Annotated in this window: 26 protein-coding genes; 14 read left to right on the top strand and 12 right to left on the bottom strand. The window is 62.0% G+C overall.

What is annotated here, in order from left to right; all coding sequences use genetic code 11:
• Positions 1-152: 152 nt before the first annotated feature.
• Positions 153-446, bottom strand: coding sequence for a hypothetical protein (locus AACY31_RS00190; protein WP_339478545.1), 294 nt, complete (start codon positions 444-446; stop codon positions 153-155).
• Positions 447-605: 159 nt separating this feature from the next.
• Here AACY31_RS00190 and AACY31_RS00185 point away from each other — a divergent pair, with 159 nt between their 5' ends.
• The 4 genes from AACY31_RS00185 to AACY31_RS00170 are packed head-to-tail and all read left to right on the top strand — an operon-like array spanning position 606 to position 2,865.
• On the top strand, positions 606-911 hold the full coding sequence (locus tag AACY31_RS00185) for a MazG-like family protein (RefSeq protein WP_003186192.1): 306 nt from the start codon (positions 606-608) through the stop codon (positions 909-911).
• Entirely contained in the window at positions 908-1,657 is a 750-nt protein-coding gene (locus tag AACY31_RS00180) for a methyltransferase domain-containing protein (protein WP_339491266.1), read from the top strand. The genes AACY31_RS00185 and AACY31_RS00180 overlap by 4 nt, the downstream gene beginning before the upstream one ends.
• A 12-nt stretch (positions 1,658-1,669) precedes the next feature.
• Entirely contained in the window at positions 1,670-2,287 is a 618-nt protein-coding gene (locus AACY31_RS00175) for a DUF4136 domain-containing protein (protein ID WP_339478548.1), read from the top strand.
• 20 nt (positions 2,288-2,307) lie between these two features.
• Positions 2,308-2,865: a DUF4136 domain-containing protein gene (locus tag AACY31_RS00170; RefSeq protein ID WP_339478550.1), complete on the top strand. Its 558-nt coding sequence runs from the start codon at positions 2,308-2,310 to the stop codon at positions 2,863-2,865.
• A gap of 226 nt (positions 2,866-3,091) precedes the next feature.
• Here the strand turns inward: AACY31_RS00170 and AACY31_RS00165 are convergent, their stop codons facing one another.
• Together AACY31_RS00165 and AACY31_RS00160 are read right to left on the bottom strand one after the other, a co-directional pair.
• Positions 3,092-3,946, bottom strand: a complete 855-nt coding sequence (locus AACY31_RS00165) for a MaoC family dehydratase (RefSeq protein ID WP_339478551.1) — start codon at positions 3,944-3,946, stop codon at positions 3,092-3,094.
• 2 nt (positions 3,947-3,948) lie between these two features.
• The gene (locus AACY31_RS00160; RefSeq protein WP_339478552.1) at positions 3,949-5,301 is read right to left on the bottom strand and encodes a 3-oxoacyl-ACP reductase; all 1,353 of its coding nucleotides are present in this window, start codon (positions 5,299-5,301) and stop codon (positions 3,949-3,951) included.
• Between the two features lie 257 nt (positions 5,302-5,558).
• Here AACY31_RS00160 and AACY31_RS00155 point away from each other — a divergent pair, with 257 nt between their 5' ends.
• Complete coding sequence (locus AACY31_RS00155; RefSeq protein WP_339478554.1) at positions 5,559-6,836, top strand: acetyl-CoA C-acetyltransferase; 1,278 nt, start codon at positions 5,559-5,561, stop codon at positions 6,834-6,836.
• Here AACY31_RS00155 and AACY31_RS00150 read toward each other — a convergent pair.
• The gene (locus AACY31_RS00150; RefSeq protein WP_339478555.1) at positions 6,823-7,851 is read right to left on the bottom strand and encodes a bile acid:sodium symporter family protein; all 1,029 of its coding nucleotides are present in this window, start codon (positions 7,849-7,851) and stop codon (positions 6,823-6,825) included. The two genes, AACY31_RS00155 and AACY31_RS00150, sit on opposite strands and share 14 nt — an antisense overlap.
• 79 nt (positions 7,852-7,930) lie before the next feature.
• Here AACY31_RS00150 and AACY31_RS00145 point away from each other — a divergent pair, with 79 nt between their 5' ends.
• The 3 genes from AACY31_RS00145 (at position 7,931) to AACY31_RS00135 (ending at position 11,190) form a co-directional block, all read left to right on the top strand.
• Complete coding sequence (locus AACY31_RS00145) at positions 7,931-8,722, top strand: AraC family transcriptional regulator (RefSeq protein ID WP_339478556.1); 792 nt, start codon at positions 7,931-7,933, stop codon at positions 8,720-8,722.
• 240 nt (positions 8,723-8,962) lie between these two features.
• Positions 8,963-9,856, top strand: coding sequence for a PA4780 family RIO1-like protein kinase (locus tag AACY31_RS00140; protein WP_339478558.1), 894 nt, complete (start codon positions 8,963-8,965; stop codon positions 9,854-9,856).
• Between the two features lie 239 nt (positions 9,857-10,095).
• Positions 10,096-11,190, top strand: coding sequence for an IS5 family transposase (locus tag AACY31_RS00135; RefSeq protein ID WP_445261509.1), 1,095 nt, complete (start codon positions 10,096-10,098; stop codon positions 11,188-11,190).
• Between the two features lie 348 nt (positions 11,191-11,538).
• On the opposite strand, the gene cueR is transcribed toward AACY31_RS00135, so the two are convergent.
• The 3 genes from cueR to AACY31_RS00120 form a co-directional block, all read right to left on the bottom strand.
• On the bottom strand, positions 11,539-11,940 hold the full coding sequence (gene cueR, locus AACY31_RS00130) for a Cu(I)-responsive transcriptional regulator (protein ID WP_339478560.1): 402 nt from the start codon (positions 11,938-11,940) through the stop codon (positions 11,539-11,541).
• A complete protein-coding gene (locus AACY31_RS00125) occupies positions 11,937-14,330 on the bottom strand; it encodes a heavy metal translocating P-type ATPase (protein WP_339478561.1) in 2,394 nt (797 codons plus the stop codon). Before AACY31_RS00125 ends, cueR begins: the two co-directional genes overlap by 4 nt.
• Positions 14,331-14,475: 145 nt before the next feature.
• Complete coding sequence (locus AACY31_RS00120; RefSeq protein ID WP_339491269.1) at positions 14,476-14,859, bottom strand: hypothetical protein; 384 nt, start codon at positions 14,857-14,859, stop codon at positions 14,476-14,478.
• Positions 14,860-15,007: 148 nt separating this feature from the next.
• Here AACY31_RS00120 and AACY31_RS00115 point away from each other — a divergent pair, with 148 nt between their 5' ends.
• Positions 15,008-15,205, top strand: a complete 198-nt coding sequence (locus AACY31_RS00115) for a heavy-metal-associated domain-containing protein (RefSeq protein ID WP_339478565.1) — start codon at positions 15,008-15,010, stop codon at positions 15,203-15,205.
• Between the two features lie 94 nt (positions 15,206-15,299).
• Positions 15,300-16,502, top strand: a complete 1,203-nt coding sequence (locus tag AACY31_RS00110) for a multidrug effflux MFS transporter (protein ID WP_339503618.1) — start codon at positions 15,300-15,302, stop codon at positions 16,500-16,502.
• Position 16,503: 1 nt separating this feature from the next.
• Here the strand turns inward: AACY31_RS00110 and AACY31_RS00105 are convergent, their stop codons facing one another.
• Both AACY31_RS00105 and AACY31_RS00100 read right to left on the bottom strand, forming a co-directional pair.
• Positions 16,504-16,674 carry a hypothetical protein gene (locus tag AACY31_RS00105; protein WP_339478567.1) on the bottom strand — a complete coding sequence of 57 codons (171 nt, stop codon included), beginning with the start codon at positions 16,672-16,674 and terminating at the stop codon, positions 16,504-16,506.
• Positions 16,675-16,949: 275 nt separating this feature from the next.
• On the bottom strand, positions 16,950-17,963 hold the full coding sequence (locus AACY31_RS00100; RefSeq protein ID WP_339478569.1) for a zinc-binding alcohol dehydrogenase family protein: 1,014 nt from the start codon (positions 17,961-17,963) through the stop codon (positions 16,950-16,952).
• A 113-nt stretch (positions 17,964-18,076) separates the two neighbouring features.
• Between AACY31_RS00100 and AACY31_RS00095 the strand changes: the two genes are divergently transcribed.
• The 3 genes from AACY31_RS00095 to AACY31_RS00085 all read left to right on the top strand — a co-directional run bounded on the left by AACY31_RS00095 (position 18,077) and on the right by AACY31_RS00085 (position 21,376).
• On the top strand, positions 18,077-19,006 hold the full coding sequence (locus AACY31_RS00095; protein WP_339478570.1) for a LysR family transcriptional regulator: 930 nt from the start codon (positions 18,077-18,079) through the stop codon (positions 19,004-19,006).
• 141 nt (positions 19,007-19,147) lie between these two features.
• The gene (locus tag AACY31_RS00090) at positions 19,148-19,882 is read left to right on the top strand and encodes an ArsR/SmtB family transcription factor (protein ID WP_339478572.1); all 735 of its coding nucleotides are present in this window, start codon (positions 19,148-19,150) and stop codon (positions 19,880-19,882) included.
• A 111-nt stretch (positions 19,883-19,993) separates the two neighbouring features.
• Positions 19,994-21,376, top strand: coding sequence for an MFS transporter (locus tag AACY31_RS00085; protein ID WP_339478573.1), 1,383 nt, complete (start codon positions 19,994-19,996; stop codon positions 21,374-21,376).
• Positions 21,377-21,558: 182 nt separating this feature from the next.
• Here the strand turns inward: AACY31_RS00085 and AACY31_RS00080 are convergent, their stop codons facing one another.
• The 3 genes from AACY31_RS00080 to AACY31_RS00070 all read right to left on the bottom strand — a co-directional run bounded on the left by AACY31_RS00080 (position 21,559) and on the right by AACY31_RS00070 (position 24,786).
• Positions 21,559-22,512 carry an adenosine deaminase gene (locus tag AACY31_RS00080; protein WP_339478575.1) on the bottom strand — a complete coding sequence of 318 codons (954 nt, stop codon included), beginning with the start codon at positions 22,510-22,512 and terminating at the stop codon, positions 21,559-21,561.
• Between the two features lie 83 nt (positions 22,513-22,595).
• Entirely contained in the window at positions 22,596-23,561 is a 966-nt protein-coding gene (locus AACY31_RS00075; protein ID WP_339478577.1) for a 2-oxoglutarate and iron-dependent oxygenase domain-containing protein, read from the bottom strand.
• 142 nt (positions 23,562-23,703) lie between these two features.
• Positions 23,704-24,786 (bottom strand): BMP family ABC transporter substrate-binding protein, encoded by a 1,083-nt coding sequence (locus AACY31_RS00070; RefSeq protein ID WP_339503615.1) that lies wholly within the window; start codon positions 24,784-24,786, stop codon positions 23,704-23,706.
• Positions 24,787-25,161: 375 nt separating this feature from the next.
• On the opposite strand from AACY31_RS00070, the gene AACY31_RS00065 reads away from it, so the two are divergent.
• Positions 25,162-26,253 (top strand): calcium:proton antiporter, encoded by a 1,092-nt coding sequence (locus AACY31_RS00065; RefSeq protein WP_339478581.1) that lies wholly within the window; start codon positions 25,162-25,164, stop codon positions 26,251-26,253.
• Positions 26,254-26,277 lie beyond the last annotated feature (24 nt).

Genomic DNA, 26,277 nt, shown 5'->3' with positions numbered 1-26,277 from the left:
TCCGCGTGGGAACGCCTCTAGGGACGCTCTGCGTTCGATCTGAAAAAATCTGTGGGAGCAAGGCCTGCCCGCGATGAAGATGACGCGGTCTTTCAGGGAACCGAGACGCCTGTATCACGAGCAAGCTTTGCTCCCACACAGTGCTCTTGGCCCTAGTGAATGATCCAACTCAACAACCACAACCCTAGCACCAGCCAGATGATGCCCATGACGATCGAGGCCCGCATGAACGCGCGGATGGCCGAGTAGAGCAGCATGAGCCCGAGGATCAGCGCGATGATGCTGATGATCGAGGTATCCATGCCCAGGGTGCGTGACAACCCATCGACGAAGTTGCCGCCAGCGTTGGCCAGGGTGTTGAACAAACCGCTGAGCAGGTCGACGATGAAACGGATCATCGAACCGAGCGCCTGGCCGAGCCATTCGAAAAAGCTTTCTACCTGCATATGTGCATCCTGATGGGAGGGGATCTGAGCCGTTGGCTCCTGATTGTAGGAGCTGTGGCGGCCGAGTTGGTTCGATTATGGGGCAAACCGTCGCTTCGTACCGAGACGCTTGCCTTCCCTGGTTATCCCCCTGAAGCTATGCGCATTCAGGAGAACCCGATGAACCTTGTTGAACTGACCGAACGCCTGCATGCCATTCGTGACCGTAACGACTGGCGGCAATTCCACAGCCCGAAAAACCTTGCCATGGCCGCCAGTGTGGAAATGGCCGAACTGGTGGAGATTTTCCAGTGGCTGACCGAGGACCAGTCGCGCCAGTTGCCGGCGGACAAACTGGCCCACGCTGGGCAGGAGGTCGGTGACATCGTGTTGTACCTGTTGCTGCTTTGCAGCGAACTGGGCCTGGACATGGACGCCGTGGTGCGCAGCAAGCTGGCCGACAGCGAACGGCGGTTCGGCCAATGAGTGACCGTCATTTCGATCAGCTCGCCACGCGCTTTGCAGAAAAAATCTACGGTGGGGCCAAGGGCGCGATCCGCCTGGCGGTGCTTCAGGCCGATCTGCTGGAAACCTTGCCACAGCGTCCGTTGCGCGTCTTGGACATTGGCGCCGGCCTGGGCCACATGTCGTTGTGGCTGGCCGAGCGCGGTCACCAAGTGACCCTGGCCGAGCCGGCCGAACCGATGCTCGAAGGCGCTCGCCAGCGGTTTGCCGAGGCGGGCCAGAGCGCCACGTTCATCCAGGCGCCGTGGCAAGACCTGCCCGGCCAGCTCACCGAACCCTATGATTTGGTGCTGTGCCACGCAGTGCTGGAATGGCTGGCTGAACCTCACGCGATCCTGCCGGTGCTGCATCAATTCACGGTCCCGGGTGGCTGGCTGTCCCTGGCGTTCTACAACCGCGACGCGCTGGTCTACCGCAACCTCCTCAAGGGGCATTTTCGCAAGTTGCGCAAAAACGACATGGCCGGCGAAAAACAGAGCCTGACGCCGCAACAACCTCTTGATCCAAGGGAATTGGCGGCGCAACTTGAAGGCCTGTGGCAGGTCGAAAACCAGAGTGGCGTGCGGGTTTTCCATGACTACATGCCGGTGGAGTTTCAGGGCCGTGTGGAGCTTGCGCCGTTGCTGGAAATGGAACTGGCCCACCGTCGCCATCCGGCGTTTGCCGGGTTGGGACGTTATCTGCACTGGATCTGCCGTCCAGTGTGACCGGAGAGCGAAATGAAAGGTCGTTCAGGGTTGTTGATGCTGTGCCTGGGACTGGCGGCCTGCCAGGGCAGCAACCCCTATGTCGCCACGTCCAATCCGCTACCGCCGGCGCCGCCCGAGGCCGCTACGGTGTTCGATCGCAGCGCCTATCCCGCGCCACCCCGTGACTACGGGCGCTATCGCAGCTGGGCCTGGCGCGACGGGCACCTGCCGTCGGGTACCGCCTGGGCGGATTCGGCCCAGGTGGCCGAAGCGGTGAGCAATGCCCTGGACCAGCGCGGCCTGCGTCCGCTGCATGACAACCGGCCCGCCGACCTGTTCGTCAGTGCAGACCTGCGTCTGGAGACCCGTGTGCGCCAGGTCCGGGATGACTACGATGCCGGTTACTACGGCGGCTATAACCGTTATGACCGTTATGGTCAGGGTTATGGCATGTATCATCCGGTGCCGATGGTGCGCACATATCAGGAGCAGGTCGTGGTGGTTCGGGTGGATCTGTTCGATGCTCGCACGGGGCAACCGGTGTGGAGCGCCAGCGCCGAGGCCGGCCAGCGTGGCAGCCAAACCGAGCGCACCGATGCCATTCGTGCGGCGGTGGAAAAAGCCATGTCGGCGTATCCCCCAAGTTGATTACGCAACGGAGAAAAACCATGTTTCGCCGTCTTGCTCTACTGGCCTTCACTCTGTTGTTGGGTGCTTGTGCTTCTAACCAGGTCAACCATGACTTCGACACCGGCCGCGATTTCGCGGCGTATCGCAGTTGGAGCTGGAAAGCCCCGGCGTTGCAATATCGTCCCGATGACCCCCGCATCAAGAGCGACCTGACCGAACAGCGGATCCGCCAGGCGGTTGCCGATCAACTCGACCAACGCGGCCTGCGTCCGGCGGCGGCTGGCGGGCATGGCGATGTGCTGGTCCAGGCCTATTTGATCGTCGAGGACCGCCAGCAGCAGGTCACCACCCACTACGGCGGCGGTTGGGGCGGGCCTTGGAATGGCTATTGGGGCGGGCCGATGTACAACGAAACCCGCAACATCAGCTACAAGGTCGCCACCGTGCAGATCGACCTGCTCGATGGCAAGGACGGCAAGCTGGTGTGGCGTGGCAGTGACGAGCAACTGCTCAGCAACTCCCCCAACCCGACTGACCGCAACACGGCTGTGCGCGAGACGGTGGGACGGATCCTGTCCAACTACCCGCCGCGTTGACCTCGGCGTATTCAAGATGGATGCGAGCTGACCCACCGCCATCGCGAGCAAGCTCGCTCCCACAGGGATTTTGTGGCGGACACCTGCTCTGTGAACACCCCGGAACATCTGTGGGAGCAAGCTTGCTCGCGAAGACCTCGGCACATTCAACGGTGATTCAAGCTGACTCACCGCTTTCGCGAGCAAGCTCGCACACAGGGGACGGGTGTGGAGGCCATCATTCTGTTCAGGCCACCGGCCGCCACTCTCCCACCATATGCTCCAGCTCCCCAGCCCCCATCAGTTGCAGCTGCCCGCTGGACCCCGCGGCACTTGCCAGCAGCGTCACCTCGCTGGGCAGGCGCACCGGTTTCTTGAAGGTCACATCGATCTCGATGTTGGCCTCGGGCAGGTGCTCATCCAACGCCGCCAGGGTCCTGGCCTTGTTCCACAGGCCATGGGCGATGGCGGTGGGGAAGCCGAACAACCGGGCGCTGATGCCGCTCAAGTGAATGGGGTTGTAGTCGCCGGATACTTTGGCGTATTGCCGACCGATGTCCGCCGGTGCGGTCCAGCGCGCGACTTCAATCAAGGGCAGGCTGGCCTGCGGTGAATCCTCCACGAGTGCCCCGTCGAGCTGGACGCCTTTGCAAAGCATCTGGCTTTGGGCCTCCCACAGCGGCCCCAACTGATCATCGAGGCGGGTCACCAGGTCGAAGACCGCGCCCTTGGGGTGGGCTTGCAGCTGCTCGACATTGACGCTGGCCCGTACCTGGCCAACCCCGCCCATGGGCCGCAATACACGAATGCGATTGCTCAAGTGGATCAGCCCCAACAGCGGAAACGGAAAGTTACGGCCAGTGAGCAATTGCATTTGCAGGGCAAACGCCAAGACGTGGGGATAGGTCGGCGGCAGCAGTCCGTTATCGACGAACCCGCAGACTTTGCGATAGGCCGCCAGGCGTTGCGGGTCGACCTGCAGCACTTGACGCAGGCCTTCCTCGGGCAGGGTCGTGCCGGTGACCTTGCGCCGTGTCGCCGCTTTCGAGTAAAGCCCGGACATGGAGGGCGGGCTGCTGACTTCATGCCATTGGATCGTCATGGTCACGCTCCCAGAAGGCTTTGTCCGCATACCCGCAGCGCCTGCCCGGTCACGGCGCCCGTGCCCGGTTGCGCGAGCCAGGCCACGGCTTCGGCGACATCCTGGGGCAGGCCGCCCTGGCCCAGGGAGCTCATGCGCCGCCCGGCCTCGCGCAAGGCGAAGGGGATGTCGGCGGTCATGCGGGTTTCAATGAAGCCCGGCGCCACGGCGTTGATGCTGATGCCGCGTGGCCGCAGCAAAGGCGCCCATGCCTGGGCCAGGCCGATCAGCCCGGCCTTGCTTGCCGCATAGTTGGTCTGCCCCCGGTTGCCGGCAATGCCGCTGATGGACGCCAGCAGAATCACCCGGCCATTGTCGCGCAGGGTGCCGCTGTCGAGCAGGGCCTTGGTCAGCACTTGCGGGGCGTTGAGGTTGACGGCCAATACCGCGTCCCAGAATTCCGGGGTCATGTTGGCGAGGGTCTTGTCCCGGGTGATGCCGGCGTTGTGGACCACGATGTCGACGCCGTCGGGAAGGTGCTCGATCAACTGGGCGGCGGCGTCTTCGGCGCAGATATCCAGCGTGACGCTGCGTCCGCTCAAGCGTGCAGCCAGGGCGTCGAGGTCGGTCTTGGCTTGCGGGACGTCCAGCAGGATCACGTCGGCGCCATCGCGGGCCAGGGTTTCGGCGATGGAGGCGCCGATCCCACGGGCGGCACCAGTGACCAGCGCCTTGAGCCCCGTAAGCGGTCGGGTCCAGTCCTGGACCTGGGTGTCACAGGCGTTGAGGCGAATGACCTGCCCGGAGATGAAGGCGCTCTTGGGTGACAGGAAAAACCGCAGCGCACCTTCCAGTTGGGCGTCGGCGCCGTCGCCGACGTACAGCAATTGCAGTGTCCCGCCATGGCGCAACTCTTTGGCCAGGGAACGGCTGAAACCCTCCAACGCCCGCTGGGCACTGGCAGCGAACGGATCGGCAAGACTTTCTGGAGCACGGCCCAGGATGACGACATGGGTGCTGTGGTCGAGGTTTTTCATCAGAGGCTGGAAAAATTCCCGCAGCTGCTTGAGCTGGTCGGCCTGCACTAAATGGCTGGCGTCGTATACCACCGCCTTGATTTTCGGGCCATGGCCGGGGATCCACTCGGTGGCCAGGGTCGGCTCGCCGCCGTAGATGAAGATAGTATCGGTCAGGCGCTTGGCAAACGTGCCGATCTGTTCGGTCAACGGCCCGCCGCCCAGCAGCAGTGCGCCTTCGATCGGCCGCAGGCGCCCGGCCTGCCAGCGTTCCAGGCGCACCGGCGATGGCAGGCCGAGGGACCCGACCATGCGCCGGCCAATGGGCGAGTTGGCAAAGTCGATATAACGGTCAGACATGGAACACACTCCGGCTGATGAGGTTCCAAGTGTGGACCATGATTGGCAATCAGTCGTTCGATCGGCGAGATAAAGCCTAAGCTTGAGCCGGAGCGCTTCTTTCAGGGCGCCGAATCCCCGTGGGAGCACAGCTTGCTCGCGATGCAGACACCGCGCTTTTCAGGTAGGTCGTGGCATCGTTCATCGCGAGCAAGCTGTGCTCCCACCGGGTTCGGTTGAGTCTTGAAAGGGCACTAGACCTACACAGGGAGTTCTTCATGACACAACTACGCCGCGTCGCGATCATCGGTGGTAACCGCATTCCGTTCGCCCGCTCCAACGGGGCCTATGCCACCGCCAGCAACCAGGCGATGTTGACGGCTGCCCTCGAGGGGCTGATCGAACGCTACAACCTGCATGGCCTGCACATTGGCGAGGTGGCTGCTGGCGCGGTGCTCAAGCACTCCCGGGATATGAACATGACCCGCGAATGCGTGCTCGGCTCGCGGCTGTCACCGATGACGCCGGCCTATGACATACAACAGGCCTGTGGCACCGGGTTGGAGGCGGTGCTGCTGGTGGCCAACAAAATTGCCCTAGGCCAGATCGACAGCGGCATTGCCGGCGGCGTGGATACCACGTCGGACGCGCCTATCGCGGTCAATGAAGGGCTGCGCAGGATCTTGCTGCAAGCCAATCGCGCCAAGACCACTGCCGACAAGATCAAGGCCTTCCTGCAACTGCGTCCCCAGCACCTCGTCCCCGACCTGCCGCGCATCAACGAACCGCGCACTGGCCTGAACATGGGCGAGCACTGCGAATTGATGGCCCAGACCTGGCAGATCCCCCGGGAGGCGCAAGACCAGCTGGCCCTGGAAAGCCATCAGAAAATGGCCGCGTCCTATGCCGAAGGTTGGCAGAACGACTTGATGACACCCTTTCTGGGCCTGACCCGGGACAACAACCTGCGCCCGGATCTGACCCTGGAAAAACTCGCCTCCCTCAAGCCGGCCTTCGAAAAAAGCGCCAAGGGCACGATGAGCGCGGGCAATTCCACGCCACTGACCGATGGCGCCTCGTTGGTGTTGCTGGGCAGTGAAGAATGGGCCAAGGCCCGGGGGCTGCCGATCCTGGCGTACCTGCGCGACGGTGAAACGGCGGCGGTGGATTTCGTCAATGGCGCCGAAGGGCTGCTGATGGCCCCGGTCTACGCCGTGCCGCGACTGCTGGCGCGCAACGGTTTGACCTTGCAGGACTTTGATTACTACGAGATCCACGAAGCGTTCGCCGCCCAGGTGTTGTGCACACTGAAGGCCTGGGAAGACCCGGGCTACTGCAAGACTCGTCTGGGCCTCGACGCGCCGCTAGGGTCCATCGACCGCAGCCGGTTGAACGTCAAGGGCAGTTCCCTGGCCGCCGGGCACCCGTTTGCCGCTACGGGCGGGCGCATTGTCGCCAACCTTGCCAAGTTGCTGGATGCGGCCGGGCGAGGGCGTGGCTTGATTTCCATCTGCGCCGCCGCCGGCCAGGGCGTGACGGCGATTATCGAGTGCTGAGGACGGCGCCGTTGTGGCGTGAGGCCAGTTCCCGGTGATGGCTGGCGTAGCGCTCGGCGAGGATCGAGCAGACGATCAGCTGCAGCGGGTGATAGATCATGATCGGCAGCAGGATCAGCCCCAGGCCGGGATGGTTGCCAAAAATCAACGCCGCCATGGGCACGCCGGCGGCGAGGGATTTCTTGCTGGCACAGAACACCGCGGCCACTTCATCGGCGCTGCTGAATTTCAGGGCGCGGGCGGTGCGGGTGGTGCCCCACAAGATGATCGCCAGCAGCGCGGCACTGCCAAGCACTGCGCTCAATAGCACACCGTTGCCTTGCTGTTGCCAGATGCCGGACACCATCGAGTTGCAGAACGCCGCGTAGACCAGCAGCAGGATTACCAGCTTGTCGATGATGCTGGTGTAGCGCTTGTACCTGCCGAAAAAGCCAGCCAACCAACGCCGCAGGAACTGCCCCAGCACCAGCGGTAGCAGCAACATCATGCACAGGTCGAGCAAGGTTGACCCCAGGTCGATGCCACCAGCGCCGCTGCCGACCACGAAACTGACCAGCAGCGGTGTCAGGAAAATCCCCAGTACGCTGGACAGGCTTGCGTTGAGAATCGCCGCCGGCACGTTACCGCCGGCACTGCCGGTTAGCGCCACCGAGGAAGAAATGGTCGAGGGCAGGGCGCACAGGTAGAAGAACCCCAGCATCAGCAGCGCTGGCACGTGGCTGCCCAGCAGCCAGTGGCTGAGCAGCCAGATCAATGGAAACACGCCAAAGGTGAAGGCCTGCACCATCACGTGCAGCCGGATGTTCTTCAAACCGTGGCGGACCTGTTCGCCGGACAGGTTGACCCCGTGCAGGAAGAACACCACGAAGATACCGATGTTGACCACCCATTCGGCATGCATGCCACCGCCCGTGGCACCAAAGGTTGGAAAGAAGTACGCCAACAGCGTGGCGAGCAACATGCCGCACAGGAACCAGTCGGTCACCATGCGTTTGAGGTGTCTGAGGATATGCATAGGGCACCGCAAGTTGTAAGAAAAGTCGACTTAGCCTAACGTCGTCCTGACTAGTCGTCTTGCGACATAAGGCCAATCAATGCCGCCTAACGGACACCAGCAGCTCGAACGCCGCATCCCTGACCTGGCGCAATTGCCGAGGCCGCTTTACGCCCGTGTCGAAAGCTTGAGTGCTGGTTCCTGGACGCAAGCCCATCGTCACGACTGGGTGCAGTTTTCCTACGCCATCAGCGGCGTCCTCGGCGTACATACCGCTGCCGGCAGTTTCTTCGCCCCGCCGCAACGGGGCATCTGGATTCCGGCCGATCTGGAACATCAGGTGGTGACCTCGACCCGGGCGGAAATGCGCAGCCTGTATGTGCATCGCCACGCCTGCCCCTGGACCGATGAGCGCTGTCGAGTGCTGGAAGTCACGCCACTGGCCCGCGAGTTGATCAAGGTGTTCTGTCAGCTTCCGGTCGATTACCCGCAAGGCGATACCCAGGAACAACGGTTGGTGCAGGTGTTGCTGGACCAGTTGGCGACTCTGCCGGAGGTTGGATTTTCCCTGCCGCTGCCGCGACATGCTCGCCTGCTGGGGCTGTGTAACGAGTTGATCGAACAGCCTGAGCAGAACGTCACCTTGCACGCCTGGGCTGAGCGCCTGGGCATGTCGGAAAAAACCCTGATGCGTCTGTTCCAGCGCGAGACCGGCCTGAACTTTCGCGCCTGGCGCCAGCGCATGCGCTTGTTGTCGTCTCTGGGCTCGCTGGAGCAGGGCGACAGCGTCACCAGCGCCGCGTTGTCCTGTGGGTATGATTCAATGTCCGCGTTCATTGCGGCGTTCAAGGGGATGTTCGGGTTTACACCGGGGGAACTGTTCAAGCATTGAGTCGTCGCACTGGTCTACAACCGACGGTAGACATGACTGTCAGCTCTTGTCGCAAATGCCTGGGCATTGAGTTGCCAACGCCAGGTCCGGTCTCGGCTATGATTCGGCTCGGTCGATTGATCCGGCACATTGCATGCATCACCGGTTCATAGGTCGGCAACCCCTCCCCGTGGAGGAAGGATTGCCGTATAACGACTGTCATTCGCGTGTTTGGTAATAAAGGACCCACAATAAAAGCTGATGAAGACTCCAAAACGCATTGAACCCCTGATCGAGGACGGTCTGGTCGACGAGGTGCTGCGCCCACTCATGAGTGGTAAAGAAGCAGCTGTTTATGTGGTGCGCTGCGGTAACGAGCTACGTTGCGCGAAGGTCTACAAGGAGGCGAACAAGCGAAGTTTTCGTCAGGCGGCCGAATATCAGGAGGGTCGCAAGGTCCGCAATAGCCGTCAGGCTCGGGCGATGGCCAAGGGCTCGAAGTTCGGGCGCAAGGAAACCGAGGACGCCTGGCAGAATGCCGAAGTGGCGGCACTGTTCCGCTTGGCTGGCGCGGGTGTACGCGTGCCCAAGCCGTACGACTTCCTTGAAGGCGTGCTGCTGATGGAACTGGTGGCCGACGAGTATGGCGATGCGGCGCCGCGTCTGAACGATGTGGTGCTGGAGCCGGACCAGGCCCGTGAATATCACGCCTATCTGATTTCCCAGATCGTGCTGATGCTGTGTACCGGTCTGGTGCACGGCGACCTGTCGGAGTTCAACGTCCTGCTCACGCCAACCGGGCCGGTGATCATCGACCTGCCGCAGGCCGTGGATGCTGCGGGTAACAACCATGCTCTCAGCATGCTGGAGCGGGACGTGGGCAACATGGCGTCCTACTTCGGTCGGTTTGCCCCCGAGCTCAAGCGCACCAAGTACGCGAAGGAAATGTGGGCATTGTACGAAGCTGGCACCTTGCACCCGGCCAGCGTACTGACCGGCGAGTTCGACGAGCCGGAAGAAATGGCGGATGTCGGCGGGATCATGCGCGAGATCGAAGCCGCCCGTCTGGACGAGGAACGCCGGCAGGCCGTACGGGCCGCCGACGATGCCCCGCCCGGCAAGACCGAAGAACCGCCGCCGCCATGGATGCAATGATCGGTTGAACAGAAACCCGGCCAATGGCCGTAATGCTGCTCAACTTAGAAAAAACGGCGCTTCTTTCAGAAATGGAAAGGCGCCGTTTTTTTTTGCTTCGTTTTTTGGGGGGATTTTGGGAGTGCTGTGTATATCCATTTCTGCGGTAACGGCGGCTTATGGTTCCGCCCTTAGAGGGTGCTTACAAATAAGATATACCGTTGGAATGCTCCCAACCCCGCGTTTGTGAATGCATGTCAGTGGCCAACATCAAGATAAAACCTGAGCACGAAGGGATTCTGGTTCAAATCGTTGAATCCGATCCAACCATCACACTAATGGAAATTCGTCGCCAATTTACGCGCAGAACGGGCATGTCGATTACCAAGGGCCCTGTAATCAGGGCGCTTGAGCGGCAAGGTGTAGCGCTCGTTCCCAGCCATAAGGCTGTTGTCATCGAAAAGGCGGCGGTCGAACCACCCAGATATGGTTACACCGATGCCCATCGTCGGCTCGAGCCGGAGCAGGATTATCCAAGCAGTCTGACCGACTCAGAATGGACGCTTGTCCAAGATATTTTCGAGAACAAAGGACGCGGACTTCCTCCCCGCATCAGCCGCCGCCTGCTTGTAGATGCATGCTGTTATGTCGTTCGTAGCGGCTGTGCCTGGCGGATGCTGCCCCAACATTTCCCGCGCTGGCAGAACGTCTACCGAACGTTCCGGCGATGGAGCGAGCAAGGCAAGTTTGAAAAAATGCATGATCGTTTGCGTCAGCAGTGGCGCGAACGCGAAGCTCGCGCGGTAGAGCCTACGGCAGCGGTGCTGGATTCACAGTCAACTCGGGGCTCGGCGCAAGGTGGTGAAACGGGTTTTGATGGTGGCAAGAAAGTTAAGGGCCGTAAGCGTCATCTTCTGGTCGACACCTTGGGGCTGTTGCTGGCTGTGAGCGTTACTGCGGAAAATATCCAGGATCATGCAGGGGCCCATCCCATAGTGGCTGACGGATTTGCCAAGTATCCGAGTATCCAAGCGCTGTACGTAGACAACGGTTACGCCGGGCAATGCGCGCAAACAATCTCGCAGCGTCATGATATTCAAGTCAAAGTTATCAGGCATCCCGCTAACAAAAACGTTGGACGTTGGGTGCACTCTGCGCAGTTGGAACTCTTTACCGTGCAGGCCGACTCGAATGGCTTTGTCCCACAAGCGAAACGCTGGGTCGTTGAGCGATCACACGCTTGGAATGACAGGGCGAGACGCCTTGCGGTTCATTACGATCGGCTACCACGAGTCGCCGAGGCGTGGGTATGGCTGGCTCAGGGCAGAATGCTGCTACGCAGATTGACTGCCTAGTTTTGTAAACACCCTCTTACGGCGGGTCACTTTTGAAAAGCCGGAATGCCGGCCCAGGCGAAAGTAACCAAAACGCTTCTGCCCCACCACTCGGTGCCTCGCCTAGGCTCGGCATCCATGCCGAGGTGCCCACTGCGCAACACCTTCGTTCAGCCATCGTGGTTAACGGGGCGCCCGAGATCAACGTCCACCGCGAGGCGGCCTGATAGCCGACCTGGTTCTGGGTGATCGCGTTTCTCCTGTGGGAGCGAGCTTGCTCGCGATAGCGGTGGATCAGCTTGCATCGATGTTGAATGTGCCGCCGTCATCGCGAGCAAGCTCGCTCCCACAGGGGATTGGCGCTGGGCATCAACTCTGGCAACACCCCGACGCCAGTTCCTTGAGGATCGGGCAATCCGGGCGGTGGTCGCCGTGGCAGTGCTCTACCAGGTCTTGCAGGGTGTCGCGCAGCTCGGCCAGCTCGCGGATTTTCTGGTTCAGTTCATCGATGTGCTGCCGGGCCAGGGCCTTGACGTCGGCGCTGGCGCGTTGGCGGTCTTGCCAGAGGGTCAGCAGTTTGCCGACCTCTTCCAGGGAAAACCCCAAGTCGCGGGAGCGCTTGATAAAGGCCAGAGTGTGCAGGTCATCGGCGCCGTAGATCCGATAGCCGCTGTCGGTACGATGGGCGGCCTTGAGCAGGCCGATGGATTCGTAATAGCGGATCATCTTCGCGCTCAGGCCGCTCTGGCGGGCCGCTTGGCCGATGTTCATCGCTTGTCCTCCAGCTGCTTGGGTGTCCAGAACTTCAACAGTAATGCATTGCTTACCACGCTGACGCTCGACAGCGCCATGGCCGCGCCGGCCAGCACCGGGTTGAGAAAACCGAACGCCGCCAGAGGGATGCCGATCAAGTTATAGACGAACGCCCAGAATAGGTTCTGGCGGATCTTGGCGTAGGTCTTGCGGCTGATGTCCAGCGCCGCCGGCACCAGTCGCGGATCGCCGCGCATGAGGGTGATGCCCGCGGCATGCATCGCCACGTCGGTGCCGCCGCCCATGGCAATGCCGATGTCGGCGGCGGCCAGGGCTGGGGCGTCGTTGATGCCGTCGCCCACCATCGCCACCACCGAATGGCGCTTCAATTGTTGGACGATGGCGGATTTATCCGCTGGCAATACCTCGGCATGGACATTGGAGATCCCCAGCGCCTGGGCCACCACCCGGGCGCTGCCTTGGTTGTCGCCGGTGAGTAAGTGGCTGGCGATGTGCTGTTCATTCAAGGCCTGTACCGCGGCGAGGGCACCGGGCTTGAGCGTGTCACCGAAGGCGAACAGGCCCAGCACCCGAGGCGGCGCGCCTTGTTCGATCAACCAGGACAACGTGCGGCCTTCGGTTTCCCAAGCCTGTGCCGACTCGGCCAGCGAACCGGGGGCCAGGCCCAGTTCGTCCAGCAGGCGTCGATTGCCCAGGGCCAGGCGGCGTCCGTCGAGGCTGCCGGCGATACCGCGTCCAGCCAGGGACTGGCTGTCGCTGACATCCGCCACCTCCAGGCCGCGCTCGGCGCAGGTGTCCAACACGGCTTTGGCGAGGGGGTGCTCACTGCCGCGTTGCAGGGCGCCGGCCATTTTCAGCAGTGCGTCTTCATCACCCTCCAAGGCCGTCATGTGGGCGATGCGCGGCGTGCCGGACGTCAGGGTGCCGGTCTTGTCGAACACGACGGTGTTGACTTCATGGGCGCGCTCCAGGGCCTCGGCATCCTTGATCAGAATCCCGTGGCGTGCGGCCACGCCGGTGCCGGCCATGATCGCCGTGGGCGTCGCCAGGCCCAGGGCGCAGGGGCAGGCGATCACCAGCACGGCGACGGCGTTGATCAGCGCGGTTTCCAGTGGCGCACCGTACAGCCACCAGCCGATCAACGTCGCCAGGGCCAGCAGCAGCACCACGGGTACGAACACCTGGCTGACTTTATCCACCAGCTTCTGGATCGGGGCCTTGGCGGCCTGAGCGTCTTCCACCAGACGGATGATGCGCGCCAGGACGGTTTCGGTACCCAGGGCCTGCGTGCGTACCAGCAGCCGGCCTTCGCCGTTGATGGCGCCGCCGGTGACTTTGTCGCCGGGCTGCTTGGGTACCGGCAGGCTTTCGCCGCTGATCAGCGCTTCATCGGCGTGGCTCTGGCCTTCCAGTACTTCGCCGTCCACCGGGAAGCGTTCGCCGGGCTTGACCAGGACCAGGTCATTCAAGCGCAGGGCGCTAATGGCAACATCCCGCTCCTGGCCATCGATCACCTGGATCGCCCGTTCCGGGCGCAAGGCTTCGAGGGCGCGGATGGCGCTGGCGGTTTGTCGCTTGGCACGGCTTTCCAGGTATTTGCCGAGCAGGACCAGGGCAATCACTACGGCCGAGGCTTCGAAATACAGGTGTGGCATGCTGCCAGGGCGGGCGATTGCCCATTCATAAACGCTCAAACCGTAGCCGGCGCTCGTGCCCAGGGCCACGAGCAGGTCCATGTTTCCGGCACCGGCCCGCACGGCCTTGAAGGCGGCGACGTAGAAACGCGCACCGAAGATGAATTGCACCGGCGTCGCCAGGGCGAACTGTGCCCAGGCCGGAAGCATCCAATGCACGCCGAACGGCTGCAGCAGCATCGGCAGCACCAGCGGCATGGCCAGCACAATCGCCAGCACCAATACCAGGCGTTCACGGTTCAGACGGTTGGCCTGCGTGTCAGCGGACTGTTCGGCTTGCCAGACAGTGGCGTCATAGCCGGCGCGCTTGACCGCATCGATCAGGGTTTGCGGACGCACCTGGCCGAGCAGTTCGAGGTGGGCCCGCTCATTGGCAAGGTTGACGCTGACCCTGTTCACACCGTCGACCTTGCCCAAAGCGCGTTCGACCCGGCCGACACAGGAGGCGCAGGTCATCCCGTCGATGTTCAGCTCCAGGGTTTGCACGGGGACGCTATAGCCAGCCTGTTCGACGGCCTGCATCAAGGCCGCAAGGCTGCCTTCGGGGGCCTGCACACGCGCCAGTTCAGTTGCCAGGTTCACACTGACGGCGCGGGTGCCGGTGACTTTGCTCAAGGCCCGCTCGACCCGCCCGGCGCAACTGGCGCAGGTCATGCCGGCGATCGGTAGATCGAACGTGGTGGATTCGGACATCGGTCAGGCTCCCTGTAGTGAATGACTACAGGATCAACCTTGCCATGCTGGCAAGGTCAAGCGCCAATCCAAAAAGCGCTGCCGATCCCTCATTGGGAAGCTGGCTTTGCTCCCACCGAGCTTGCCCACAGGGGCCAGCGGCGTGTCAGTAACCGAGCCCAGCCTGCTTGAGGTACATGCCTTGTTCATTCATGGCGATGCGGAACTTCAGAATGCCACCGGCCCTGAGCGTGATGTTCTGCGACCCTGGCGCGAGCATGCCCGGGTTGCACCCCGGCGCCTGTCCCGGGAGCAATTTCAGGCGCAAGGAAAACTGGCCCGGCGGCAGGTTGAACGAGGTGCTTTGCTCCTGGAACAGCCTGGCCGAGAGCTGATCCTGGATGTAGACGCCGATTTCGCAGTTGGTCGCCACTTCCAGGCGCTCGCGAGAAATGATCAGCACACCGTAGTCTTCGCCGACGGCCGATGCCTGGGGCGCGACCGCTGAAAAACCGAGCATGCAAAACAGGCTGAACGCTGACCAGCGCATGGCTGAACCTCCGGTGTTAAATCCTTGATGTGTGCAGCTTGGCTGAGCGCGATGCTGATTACCAGCCCGGCAGTTTCTGTCAGAACTTGACCTTGTCATGATGGTAAGCCTGAGACTGCTGACAACCTCAATCCCAAGGAGTTATCTCATGCAAACTTTCAATGTCCAGGGCATGTCCTGCGGTCACTGCGTCAAGGCCATCACCCAGGCTGTCCAGGCCAAGGACCCGGCGGCCGACGTGCGCGTCGACCTGGGCACCAGGACCGTCCAGGTCCAGAGTTCGCTGCCGGCCGATGCCGTGGTCGAGGCCATCAAGGAGGAAGGCTATGAGGCCAGTGTAGCCTGACATTTTTAATCGTTAGCGACCTATCGGAATGTTCAAGAGCGCCCGGCCCGGCTAGACTGTCGGGCTGTCGAACGACGCCTGAGCTGGACGCCCGATGAACCTTCGCACCATTCTGATTCTTGGCGCCTTGAGCGCTTTCGGTCCCTTGGCGATCGACTTCTACCTGCCTGCCTTTCCGGCGATGGCCACAACCTTCGGTACCGATGAAAAACACATCCAGTTGACCCTGGCGGCTTATTTCCTCGGCTTGTCCATCGGGCAACTGGCCTATGGGCCGGTGGCGGATCGGTTCGGACGGCGCATTCCGCTGTTGACCGGCGTCGGCCTGTTCACCCTGGCCTCCCTGGCCTGCGCCTTCGCGCCGAGCCTGGAATGGCTGATCGGTGCACGCTTCGTCCAGGCCCTGGGGGGATGCGCCGGGATGGTGATTTCCCGGGCGGTGGTCAGCGACAAATGCGACGCGGTGGGTTCGGCCAAGGTGTTTTCGCAGTTGATGCTGGTGATGGGCCTGGCGCCGATTCTCGCGCCGATGTTGGGCGGGTTGCTGGTGAACCTGCATGGCTGGCAGTCAATTTTCATTGCTCTGACGGTGTTCAGCGCATTGGCGTCGACGGCGGTGGCCTTGTGGCTGCCGGAAAGCTTGCCGGACTATGTGCCTCGGCAACCGTTGTCGGGGGCGTTGCGCCAATATGGCCGGTTATTGACCGACGCGGTTTTCCTCGGCCATGCGCTGACGGGGGGCATCGCTATCGCTGGGATGTTTGCCTACATCGCCGGTTCGCCTTTCGTCTTCATCAAGCTCTACGGTGTACCGACCGAACACTTCGGTTGGCTGTTCGGCACCAACGCGGCGGGCTTCATCCTGGTTGCCCAGGTCAACGCCCGGCTGCTGTCCAAGCGCGGGCCGGCGTTCCTGCTGAGCCGCGCGGTATGGGTCTACCTGGGCGCAGGGTTGAGCCTGCTGGCCGTCAGTTCATTGCAACCTGCGCAGTTGTGGCCGCTGCTGGTTCCGCTGTTTATCTGCATCGCCAGCCTGGGGTGCATCCTTCCCAACGCCTCGGCTTGCGCCATGAATGGGCAGGGCGCCCGGGCCGGTAGTGCTTCGGCGATGCTGGGATGCCTGCAGTTTTCGGTGGCCGCCGGGGCAGCCGCGTTGGTGGCGGCGCTGCATGACGGCACCGTCGTGCCAATGGCGCTGGTCATCAGCCTTTGCGGGCTGTTGGTGGTGGGCGCAGCGACGCTGACCCGTCGCTTGCAAAATGCCCGGGCGCTGGCCCAGGCCAGTCGCGAGGGTTGACTCAGCTGGCCGCGCGCTGCTGCTGTTCGGGGAAATGATGGGGCGCGAGGATACGCGTTTGCAGGGTGCTGGCGAAGGCTTGGGCTTCGGCCTCGGTACGGAAGGTGACGACGTGCTGGTCAAGGCGCACTTGCCATTGGGATTTTGCCACTTCTTTTATCAGGATCTTCATTGCTGACCTCCTCACGAAAAGATTGCGTTGCAAAGGCCTCGAGTGTAGACCCGAATGCGATCGCAATTGTGACAAGGATCAACTCTCGGACTGACGGTGCACTCCCAAGTTAATGCAACACCTGTGGCGAGGGAGCTGGCTCCCGCTGGTTTCTGTAGGCGCTGGCGAAGCCTGCGATCTTTTGAGCTTCTGCCTGGGATTCAATTGGCGGTGGAAAGATCGCAGTCTCGTTGCTCTCGCAAGCTCCTACAGCGCTCAGCGGGGTTGATGTGCCGTCAGAAGCCCGCGAGCACAATCTTGCCCTTGGACTTGCCGCTTTCCAGCAAGGCATGCGCCCGGCGCAGGTTCTCGGCGTTGATGGTGCCGAAATGCTCGCCAACCGTGGTCTTCAGCGTGCCGGCGTCGATCAGGGCGGCCACCCGGTTGAGCAGCTTGTGCTGTTCAAGCATGTCGGCCGTCTCGAACAGCGAGCGGGTGTACATGAATTCCCAATGCAACGACAGGCTCTTGCGCTTGAGCTTGGTCACGTCCAGCGCCTTGGGATCGTCGATCAGCGCCAATTTGCCCTGGGGCGCGAGGGCTTCGACCAGTTGGTCCAGGTGCTGGTCGGTCTGGGTCAGGCTGGCGACGTGAGTCACCTGGGGCTGGCCCGCTTCTTTCAACACTTCGCTCAATGGCTGGCTGTGGTCGATCACCCGGTCGGCACCCAGACTGTGCACCCAATCCTGGGTCAGCGCACGGGACGCGGTGCCAATCACCTTCAGCCCGGTGAGTTGGCTGGCCAGTTGCGTCAGGATCGAACCCACGCCTCCCGCAGCGCCGACGATCAACAGGCTTTGGCCCAGATCGTCCTGGCCTTCCTGGATTTGCAGGCGCTCGAACAACAACTCCCAGGCGGTAATGGCCGTCAGCGGTAACGCTGCTGCTTCGGCGAAACCAAGGGTCTTGGGCATGTGGCCGACGATGCGCTCATCCACCACGTGCCGCTCGCTGTTGCCGCCGGCGCGGGCGATGGAGCCAGCATAGAACACCTTGTCCCCGGCCTTGAACAGCGTGACTTCGCTGCCCACCGCCTTGACCACGCCGGCTACGTCCCAGCCCAGAATCTTGGCTGCGCCGTCTTCGGGCTGGACGTTCTGGCGGACCTTGGTGTCCACCGGGTTGACCGAAATAGCCTTGACCTCCACCAGCAGGTCCCTGGGGTCGGCGACCGGCTCCTGGAGCTCGATGTCCTGGAGCGATTGCGGGTCGGTGATGGGCAGCGAGTGGTAGTAGGCGATGGCTTTCATGGAGCGGTTCCGTGAGGTGAGTTCGATGAAGGCCATGTTTAGCTATTTATCGTCGAGATAAAACCGGCTAAAAGAACAGGCTCTTTCAACAGTTTTTTGATAATGGGGTCGTCATGCTTCGCTTCGATGACTTGCAGTTGTTTGTCCGGGCGGCGGACCTGGGCAGTCTCTCGGCTGCAGCCAGGGTCATGGACCTGTCGGCGGCGGTGGCCAGTGCCGCGTTGAAACGGATCGAGCAGCACCTTGGCGCGCGGCTGTTGGCCCGTTCTACCCGTAGCCTGCGCCTGACGGCCGAAGGAGAGGGCTTTCTCGAATATGCCCGTGCCGCATTGAGCAGCCTTGACGAAGGCCGGCGGTTGTTAACCAGCGGCCAGGATCAGGTCAGTGGGGTGTTGCAGTTGTCCGCACCGTCGGACTTGGGGCGCAACCTGCTGCTGCCCTGGTTGGATGCGTTCCAGCGTGAGCACCCCGGGCTGACGGTGCGGCTGTTGCTGGGTGATCGCATGGCCGACCTGTTCAAGCCGCCGGTGGACATCGCTTTGCGTTATGGCGATCCGGAAGATTCGAGCCTGGTCGCCCTGCCCATTGCCGCGGATAACCGCCGGGTGTTGTGCGCATCGCCGGACTATCTGGCTCGCCAGGGTGAACCCTATCAGCTGGAACAGTTGGCCCAGCACAACTGCCTGTTATACATGCTTGGCAGCCGGGTCCATGACCGATGGGGGTTTCATGACGGTAAACGGGAAGTGAGCCTCACCGTCAGTGGTGACCGTTTCAGTGACGACGCCGATGTGGTGCGGCGCTGGGCGGTGGCGGGTGCCGGGATTGCCTATAAATCGTGGCTGGATGTGTCCACCGACGTGCTGGCCGGGCGCTTGAAAATCCTCTTGCCGCACCTGCAATGCGAACGCGCGCCCCTCAATCTGCTGTGTGCCCATCGGGCGCAATTGAGCAAACCCATCAACCTTTTGCGGGACATGCTCCAGGCCCGCTGCGGTGAATTGACGGCTCGATTTCCACTCTCGACGGGGGGCGGTCATTAGTCGCGGGCAAATAGAGACTTTTCCCTCACGAACAATCGCCTCTAAAGGTTTCCGGAGGACAGGAAAGCTCGACCGCCCCGCTTATACTAGCGGCCGCCTGCGCCAGAGCAGTAGACGAATGATTCAACAGGGAGTGAATACATGGAACATGCACCTTGCATCAGCCAGATCGCCACGTTGCTGGCTGACCCCAAGCGCAGCGCAATGATGTGGGCCTTGATGGACGGTACGGCCCGCCAGGCTGAGGAGTTGGCGTTGCTCGCCGGGTTGTCACCGTCCTCGGCCAACGCGCATCTGGGGCGCCTGTCCGCTGGCGGCCTGTTGAAAGTCGAAGTCCGGGGCCGCAAGCGGTTTTTCCGCCTGGCGGCACCTGAAATCGGCGCTGCCGTCGAAGCGCTGGCCAGCGCGACGCTGGTCAGTACGCCGCGACAGATTCCGGACGTCTTCAAGCACCGAGTCATGCCGAGCAGGGCGCCGTCGGCTCCCGCTTCGTTGATGCGGGCCAGGCTTTGCGACGATCACCTAGGGGGCACCCTGGCGGCGGACCTGTATCAGCGCCTGCTGGACGCCGGGTGGATCGAGCAGTTCGAACAGCGGGTGATCGTCACCCACAAAGGCGCCAATCAACTGGCCGGACGTGGCCTGTTCATCCAGGCCCTGGCCCATCGCAACACCCGCATCGCCTGTGCCTGCCCGGACTGGAGCGAGCGTCGTCCGCACCTGGGGGGCGCGCTGGGGGCGGCCTTGCTGCAACTGTTCATGCAGTCAGGATGGCTGAGCTTGCCCAACGATTCGCGAGCCCTGCAGGTGACGACGCTCGGTCAGCAGGGAATCCACCGGTTCGCCCGGCAGGACACGGTGGAGATGGCGATTTAGGGAACGCTACAGATGCGTCGCTCAGGGCTGTCGGCAGGTCGTATTCAGCAATAGCCACCGGTGAGGTTCGCGCACACTCGGTCCGGGGAATTATCGGATTGGGGAGGCAGCATGGACATTCACGGCTATAGCGCGGCGCAACGATTGGAACGGTTACCCATTAGCGGTTACCACCGGGTCATCTTCATCATCATCGCCCTGGCGTTTTTCTTCGACTCCATGGACCTGGCGATGATGACGTTCCTGTTGGGGTCGATCAAAGCCGAGTTCGGTCTGAGCACCGCCCAGGCCGGTTTGCTCGCCAGCTCCAGCTTCTTCGGCATGGTGCTGGGGGCGTCGCTGTCGGGCATGTTGGCCGATCGTTTCGGGCGCAAACCGGTGTTCCAGTGGAGCATCGTGTTGTGGGGCATTGCCAGCTACTTGTGTTCCACGGCCCAGGACATCGAGACCTTGACGCTGTTTCGTATCTTGCTCGGCATCGGCATGGGCATGGAGTTTCCGATTGCCCAGTCGATGCTTTCGGAACTGATCCCGGCCAAGCGTCGGGGCCGCTACATCGCCTTGATGGATGGCTTCTGGCCGCTGGGTTTTGTGGCGGCGGGGGTGCTGTCGTATTTCCTGCTGCCGCTGGTCGGCTGGCGCGACATCTTTCTGGTGCTGGCGGTGCCGGCGGTGTTTGTCCTGGCGATTCGTTTCTTCATTCCCGAGTCGCCGCGCTGGCTGGAGCAGGCCGGTCGGGGGGACGAAGCGAACGCGGTGCTTACGCGAATCGAAGACAAGGTCCGGGCCTCGCTGGGGCATCAGAACCTGCCGGAACCGATCCGCCTGCCAAGGGTCGAGAGCACGCCGGGCAATTTCTTTTCGGCCCTGGCGCAGATCTGGTCACCGCTGTATCGCCAGCGCACGATGATGATCTGGAGCGTCTGGTTCTTTGCCTTGCTCGGCTTCTACGGCCTGACCTCCTGGCTCAGCGCGTTGTTGCAGCAGTCGGGGTTCGCGGTGACCCAGTCGGTGTATTACACCGTGCTGATTTCCCTAGGCGGGATTCCCGGTTTCTTGATGGCGGCCTGGTTGGTGGAACGCTGGGGGCGCAAACCGGTGTGCGTCATCACATTGCTGGGCGGCGGAGCGATGGCGTTCCTGTATGGGCAGAGCGCGGTGTTTGGCGGCAACGTCGGCCTGTTGATCGGCACCGGGTTGCTGATGCAGTTTTTCCTGTTCGGCATGTGGGCAGTGCTCTACACCTACACGCCGGAGCTGTACCCTACTTCGGCCCGGGCCACGGGCTCTGGCTTTGCTTCGGCGGTCGGTCGCGTCGGTTCGCTGCTCGGCCCGCTGGTGACCGGGCTGGTGTTTCCCATCACCGGCCAGGGTGGCGTATTCGCCTTGGGCGCGCTGTGCTTCGCCGTTGCAGCGGGGGTGGTCTGGTTGTTCGGGATGGAGACGCGGGGCAAGACGTTGGAAGAGTTGAGCGAAGCGATAGTCGCCGATTAACACCATCGCCCTTGTGGGAGCGAGCCTGCTCGCGATAGCGGTCTGACATTCAACATCTATGTTGACTGACACTCCGCCTTCGCGAGCAGGCTCGTTCCCACAATTGGATCTGCGTCCAACCGTGGATTTGCAAGCGATCAAAAAACTGAGGGCGCGAGCTCCCTCAGGGTTGATTGTCAGGCTTAAGGTTTTACCAGCCGCGCATCCAGGCTGTTCTGGGCCAGGCGCTTGGCCTGGTCTTGGGTCATGCCCAGGTGGGTGTACAGCGCGTGGAAGTTCTCGGTGACGTAGCCGCCGAAGTACGCCGGGTCATCGGAGTTCACCGTCACCTTCACGCCGCGTTCGAGCATGTCGAGGATGTTGTGTTGTGACATGTCGTCGAACACGCGCAGCTTGGTGTTGGACAGCGGGCACACGGTCAACGGAATCTGCTCCTCGATGATTCGCTGCATCAGCCGCTCATCTTCGATGGCTCGCACGCCATGGTCGATGCGCTGGATCTTCAGCAGGTCCAGGGCTTCCCAGATGTACTCGGGCGGGCCTTCTTCGCCGGCGTGGGCGACGGTCAGGAAGCCTTCGTTGCGCGCCCGGTCGAATACGCGCTGGAACTTGCTCGGTGGATGGCCCATTTCCGAACTGTCCAGGCCCACGGCCACGAAGGCCTCGCGGAACGGCAGCGCCTGGTCGAGGGTTTTCTCGGCTTGTTCTTCGCTCAGGTGGCGCAGGAAACTCAGGATCAGGCCGCTGGTGATGCCCAGTTGCTGCTCACCGTCCTTGAGGGCGGCGGCGATGCCGTTGAGCACGACTTCGAACGGGATACCACGGTCGGTGTGGGTCTGCGGGTCGAAGAACGGTTCGGTGTGGATCACGTTCTGCGCCTTGCAACGCAACAGGTAGGCCCAGGTCAGGTCGTAGAAATCCTGGGAGGTGCGCAGCACATCGGCGCCCTGGTAATACAAGTCGAGGAATTCCTGCAGATTGTTGAAGGCATAGGCCTTGCGCAGGGTGTCGACGTCGCTCCAGGGCAGGGCGATCTTGTTGCGTTCGGCCAGGGCGAACAGCAGCTCGGGCTCCAGCGAGCCTTCCAGGTGCAGGTGCAGTTCAGCCTTGGGCAGGGCGTTCAGCCAGTCGTACATGGTCTTTTCTCATCAGCGAATCGATGGCGGGCATTCTACAGGCGCTGGCCGTCCTGTCGGGTAAAACCTGACCGGCTGATCCACTACACGGCGAGCGACTCACGCCGGTAAGCATAGGTGTCAGCGAAGCGCGACAGCAGGAATTCGGCGCAGGTAGTCGTTGGGTACTTTGGCGGGTGGGCATCATCCTGGCAACCGGGCAGGCATTGGATCAACGTGTCGGGGTGCGGCTCGGCAAAGAACGGCATCGAATACCGGTCCACCCCCTGTGGGCTGATGACCCGATGCGGCGTGGACAGGTAACGGTCGTTGCTCCAGCGCGCCATCATGTCGCCGAGGTTGACCACGAAGGTGCCGTCGATGGGCGGCGCGTCGATCCACTGGCCGTCGACGTTGCGCACTTGCAGGCCGCCGGCGGCGTCTTGGTAGAGCAGGGTGATGCAACCGTAGTCGGTATGGGCGCCGGCACCTTGTTGCTCGGCGCAACCGCCGGTGTCGCGGGGCGGGTAATGGATCAGGCGCAGTACGCTGACCGGTTCGTTGAAGCGCGTGTCGAAAAAGCCGCGTTCGATACCCAGGGCCAGGGTCATGGCCCGCAGCAGGGTTTGCGCAAGTGCCTGCATGTCGCGGTAATGCTGCTCCATCAAGCTTTCCCAGCCAATCAGGTCCGGGTGGCGGTTGGGGCCGCGCAGGGGTTTTTCCGCCAGTACGTCGGGGTGATCGGCTGGCAAGTGCAGGCCCATGTCGAAGGTTTCCTTCAGGTCGCTGGGCTTGCTCGGGTCCAGTTGTTCGGTGGCGACGGCGCCATAACCACGATGGTGGCGGGTCTGGGTGATGTCGATCTTGAGTTTTTCTTCGACGGGCAGGGCGAAGAAGCGTTGGGCGCTGTCCAGTACCTCGGCGATGCGCGCCGGGCTGATGGGATGGCCCTTGATGTAGAAAAAGCCCCATTGGCGGCAGGCACGGTCGATCTGCTCGGCGACGGTTTGCCAGGCGCCAGGCTTCTCGCCGTAGAGCGGGCTTATGTCGATGATGGGAAGGCTGTTCATGCTGCTTTCCTGACTTAAAAATGGAGATCCCTGTGGGAGCGGGCTTGCTCGCGAAGGCGATTTGTCTGTCGACATCAATGTTGAATGTCAGTGCGCTATCGCGAGCAGGCTCGCTCCCACAGGGTTTTGTGTTGATCGCCAGTTACTTGGGAATCTCAGCCTTCATGCCTTCGACGTAGTAATTCATCGACGCCAGCTCCGCGTTGGTGGCGCTCACGCCCGCCGGGATTTTCTCGACGCCGGCCTGGTCTTTGATCGGGCCGGTGAACGGATGGAAGGCGCCGCTCTTAATGTCAGCGATGATCTGCTTGGCCTCGCCCTTGACCGCTGCCGGCACCAGGTCGCTGATCGGCAGTTTCACCGTGCCTTCCTTCAGGCCACCCCAGTAGTCCTGGGATTTCCAGTTGTGGTCGATCACGCTTTGGGTCGCCTGGATGTAATGCGGGCCCCAGTCATTGACGATGGACGTCAGCACCGCCTTGGGACCGAAGTGAGCCATGTCCGAAGCGTAGCCCACCGCATAGACGCCGCGTCGCTCGGCAGCCTGGATCGGCGCTGGGCTGTCAGTGTGCTGGAACACCACGTCCACGCCCTGGTCGATCAGCGCGTTGGCGGCGTCGGCTTCCTTGCCCGGGTCGAACCAGGAGTTGACCCACACCACTTTGATCTCGGTACCGGGGTTGTACTTGTTCAGGGCCAGTTGGATGGCGTTGATGTCGCGGATGACTTCCGGGATTGGGAAGGAGGCGACATAACCGATCTTTTTGGTCTTGGTCATCTTGGCCGCGAGGAAGCCACCGACGTAGCGACCCTCGTAGGTGCGAGCCAGGTACGTGCCCAGGTTCTTGTCCTGCTTATAGCCAGTGGCGTGTTCGAAGGTCACCTTTGGAAACTGCTTGGCGACTTTCAGTGTCGGGTTCATGTAGCCGAAGGAGGTGGTGAAGATCAGGTCGTATTTGTCTTTGGCCATGTTGCGGATCACCCGCTCCGCGTCGGCACCCTCCGGCACGTTTTCCACGTAGTTGGTGGTGATCTGCTCGCCGAATTTCGCCGCCAGCTCCTTGCGCCCTTGTTCATGCTGATAGGTCCAGCCGTGGTCGCCGATCGGGCCGATGTAGACGAAGCCGACCTTCAGCGGGTCGGCGGCACCGGCATTCAGGCCGGCGCCCAGGCCGACGGCGGCGACGACGGCGCAAAGCAACTTCTTCAAGGGGCGTTTGTGCATGAACTCGAACTCCATTTTGTTGTGAGGTTGGCTGTGCAGCATCAATGCAAAATGCTGACCAATAAGACAACAAATGGCTAACACTTTGATGCAGCCATCGCGGGCAAGCCTTGCTCCCACAACTGCAAGGCCAAACCGCGTGAAATCAGGCCTTGCCCCGACAGATGGGCAGCCCAACCTCATGGGCAGGCAAGCTTGCTTCACCAGTGCGACGCAATACCTGTGGGAGCAAGGCTGCCCACGATGAGGCCCTTGAGAACAATAAAGGTGCACCTGCCTCCCACTCGCCACCCCCTGGTGCATCACACCGAACGAAACGTTCACCGCCTCCTATAGTCAGTAACTCATGACCCCGCCCACGGTGACAGGTCCGCGATGCTCACATTGCTCAAGCAAGAAACACTGCTGTTGCTGGCGCTGATCGCCGCGTGTATCGCCTATCCGCTGGAGCACTGGCTGCTAGGCAGCGGGCAGGTGGTGGCGTTGACCAGCGGCCTGGTCCTGATCGGTTTCATCGTCGCGGCGTCCATACGCGTGGCCCATCACGCCGAACGGCTGGCGGAAAAGGTCGGTGATCCTTACGGCACGATGATCCTGACGCTGTCGGCGGTGCTGGTGGAGGTGGTGATCCTGGCGATCATGATGAGCAACGAGGCGTCGTCGACGTTGGTTCGGGACACGATCTACTCGGCGGTGATGCTCGACATCAATGGCATCCTCGGGCTTGCGGCGCTGATGGGCGGGATCAAGCATGGCGAGCAAGCTTATAACGACGATTCGGCGCGCACCTACAGCGTGATGATCCTCACCGCCATGGGGGTATCGATGGTGGTTCCGGAGTTCATTCCCCGCGAGAGCTGGAAAATCTATTCGGCCTTTACCATCGGCGCGATGATCGTGCTGTACACCTTGTTCCTGCGCATGCAGGTCGGGCCTCATAGTTACTTCTTCAGCTACAGCTATCCGGAAAAACGCCGCAAGAAAGAGCCGTTGGAAAATGAACCGGAACCCATCAGCCTGACGCTTTCCATCGGCGCGCTGGTGTTTGGCGTGGTGGTGATCGGCGCCCTGGCCGAAGTCATGTCCAAGGCCCTCGACCTGGGGTTGGAAGGCTCGGGTGCGCCGCCGGTGGTTACGGCGATCCTGGTGGCCGCCATCTCCGCCGCCCCGGAAATTCTCACCGCCCTGCGCGCGGCCCTCGCCAATCGCATGCAGTCGGTGGTGAACATCGCATTGGGGGCTTCGCTGTCCACCGTGATCCTGACCGTGCCCGCGATGGAGGCCATGGCCCTCTACACCGGCCAGCCATTCGAGATGGCAATGACCCCGGTGCAGACGGTGATGATCTTCATCACCCTGATCGTCAGTGCGATCAACCTCAACGATGGTGAAACCAATGCCATCGAAGGCATGACCCATTTTGTGTTGTTTGCGACGTTCATCATGTTGTCCCTGCTGGGCCTCTAGAAGAGCGTCGCGGGCAGCCTTGCT

The organism is Pseudomonas sp. RL_105y_Pfl2_101 (assembly GCF_963970585.1).
GTDB lineage: Bacteria > Pseudomonadota > Gammaproteobacteria > Pseudomonadales > Pseudomonadaceae > Aquipseudomonas.
Note: the sequence above shows the minus strand (reverse complement) of the source record. Positions and strands in the feature narration are given on the sequence as shown.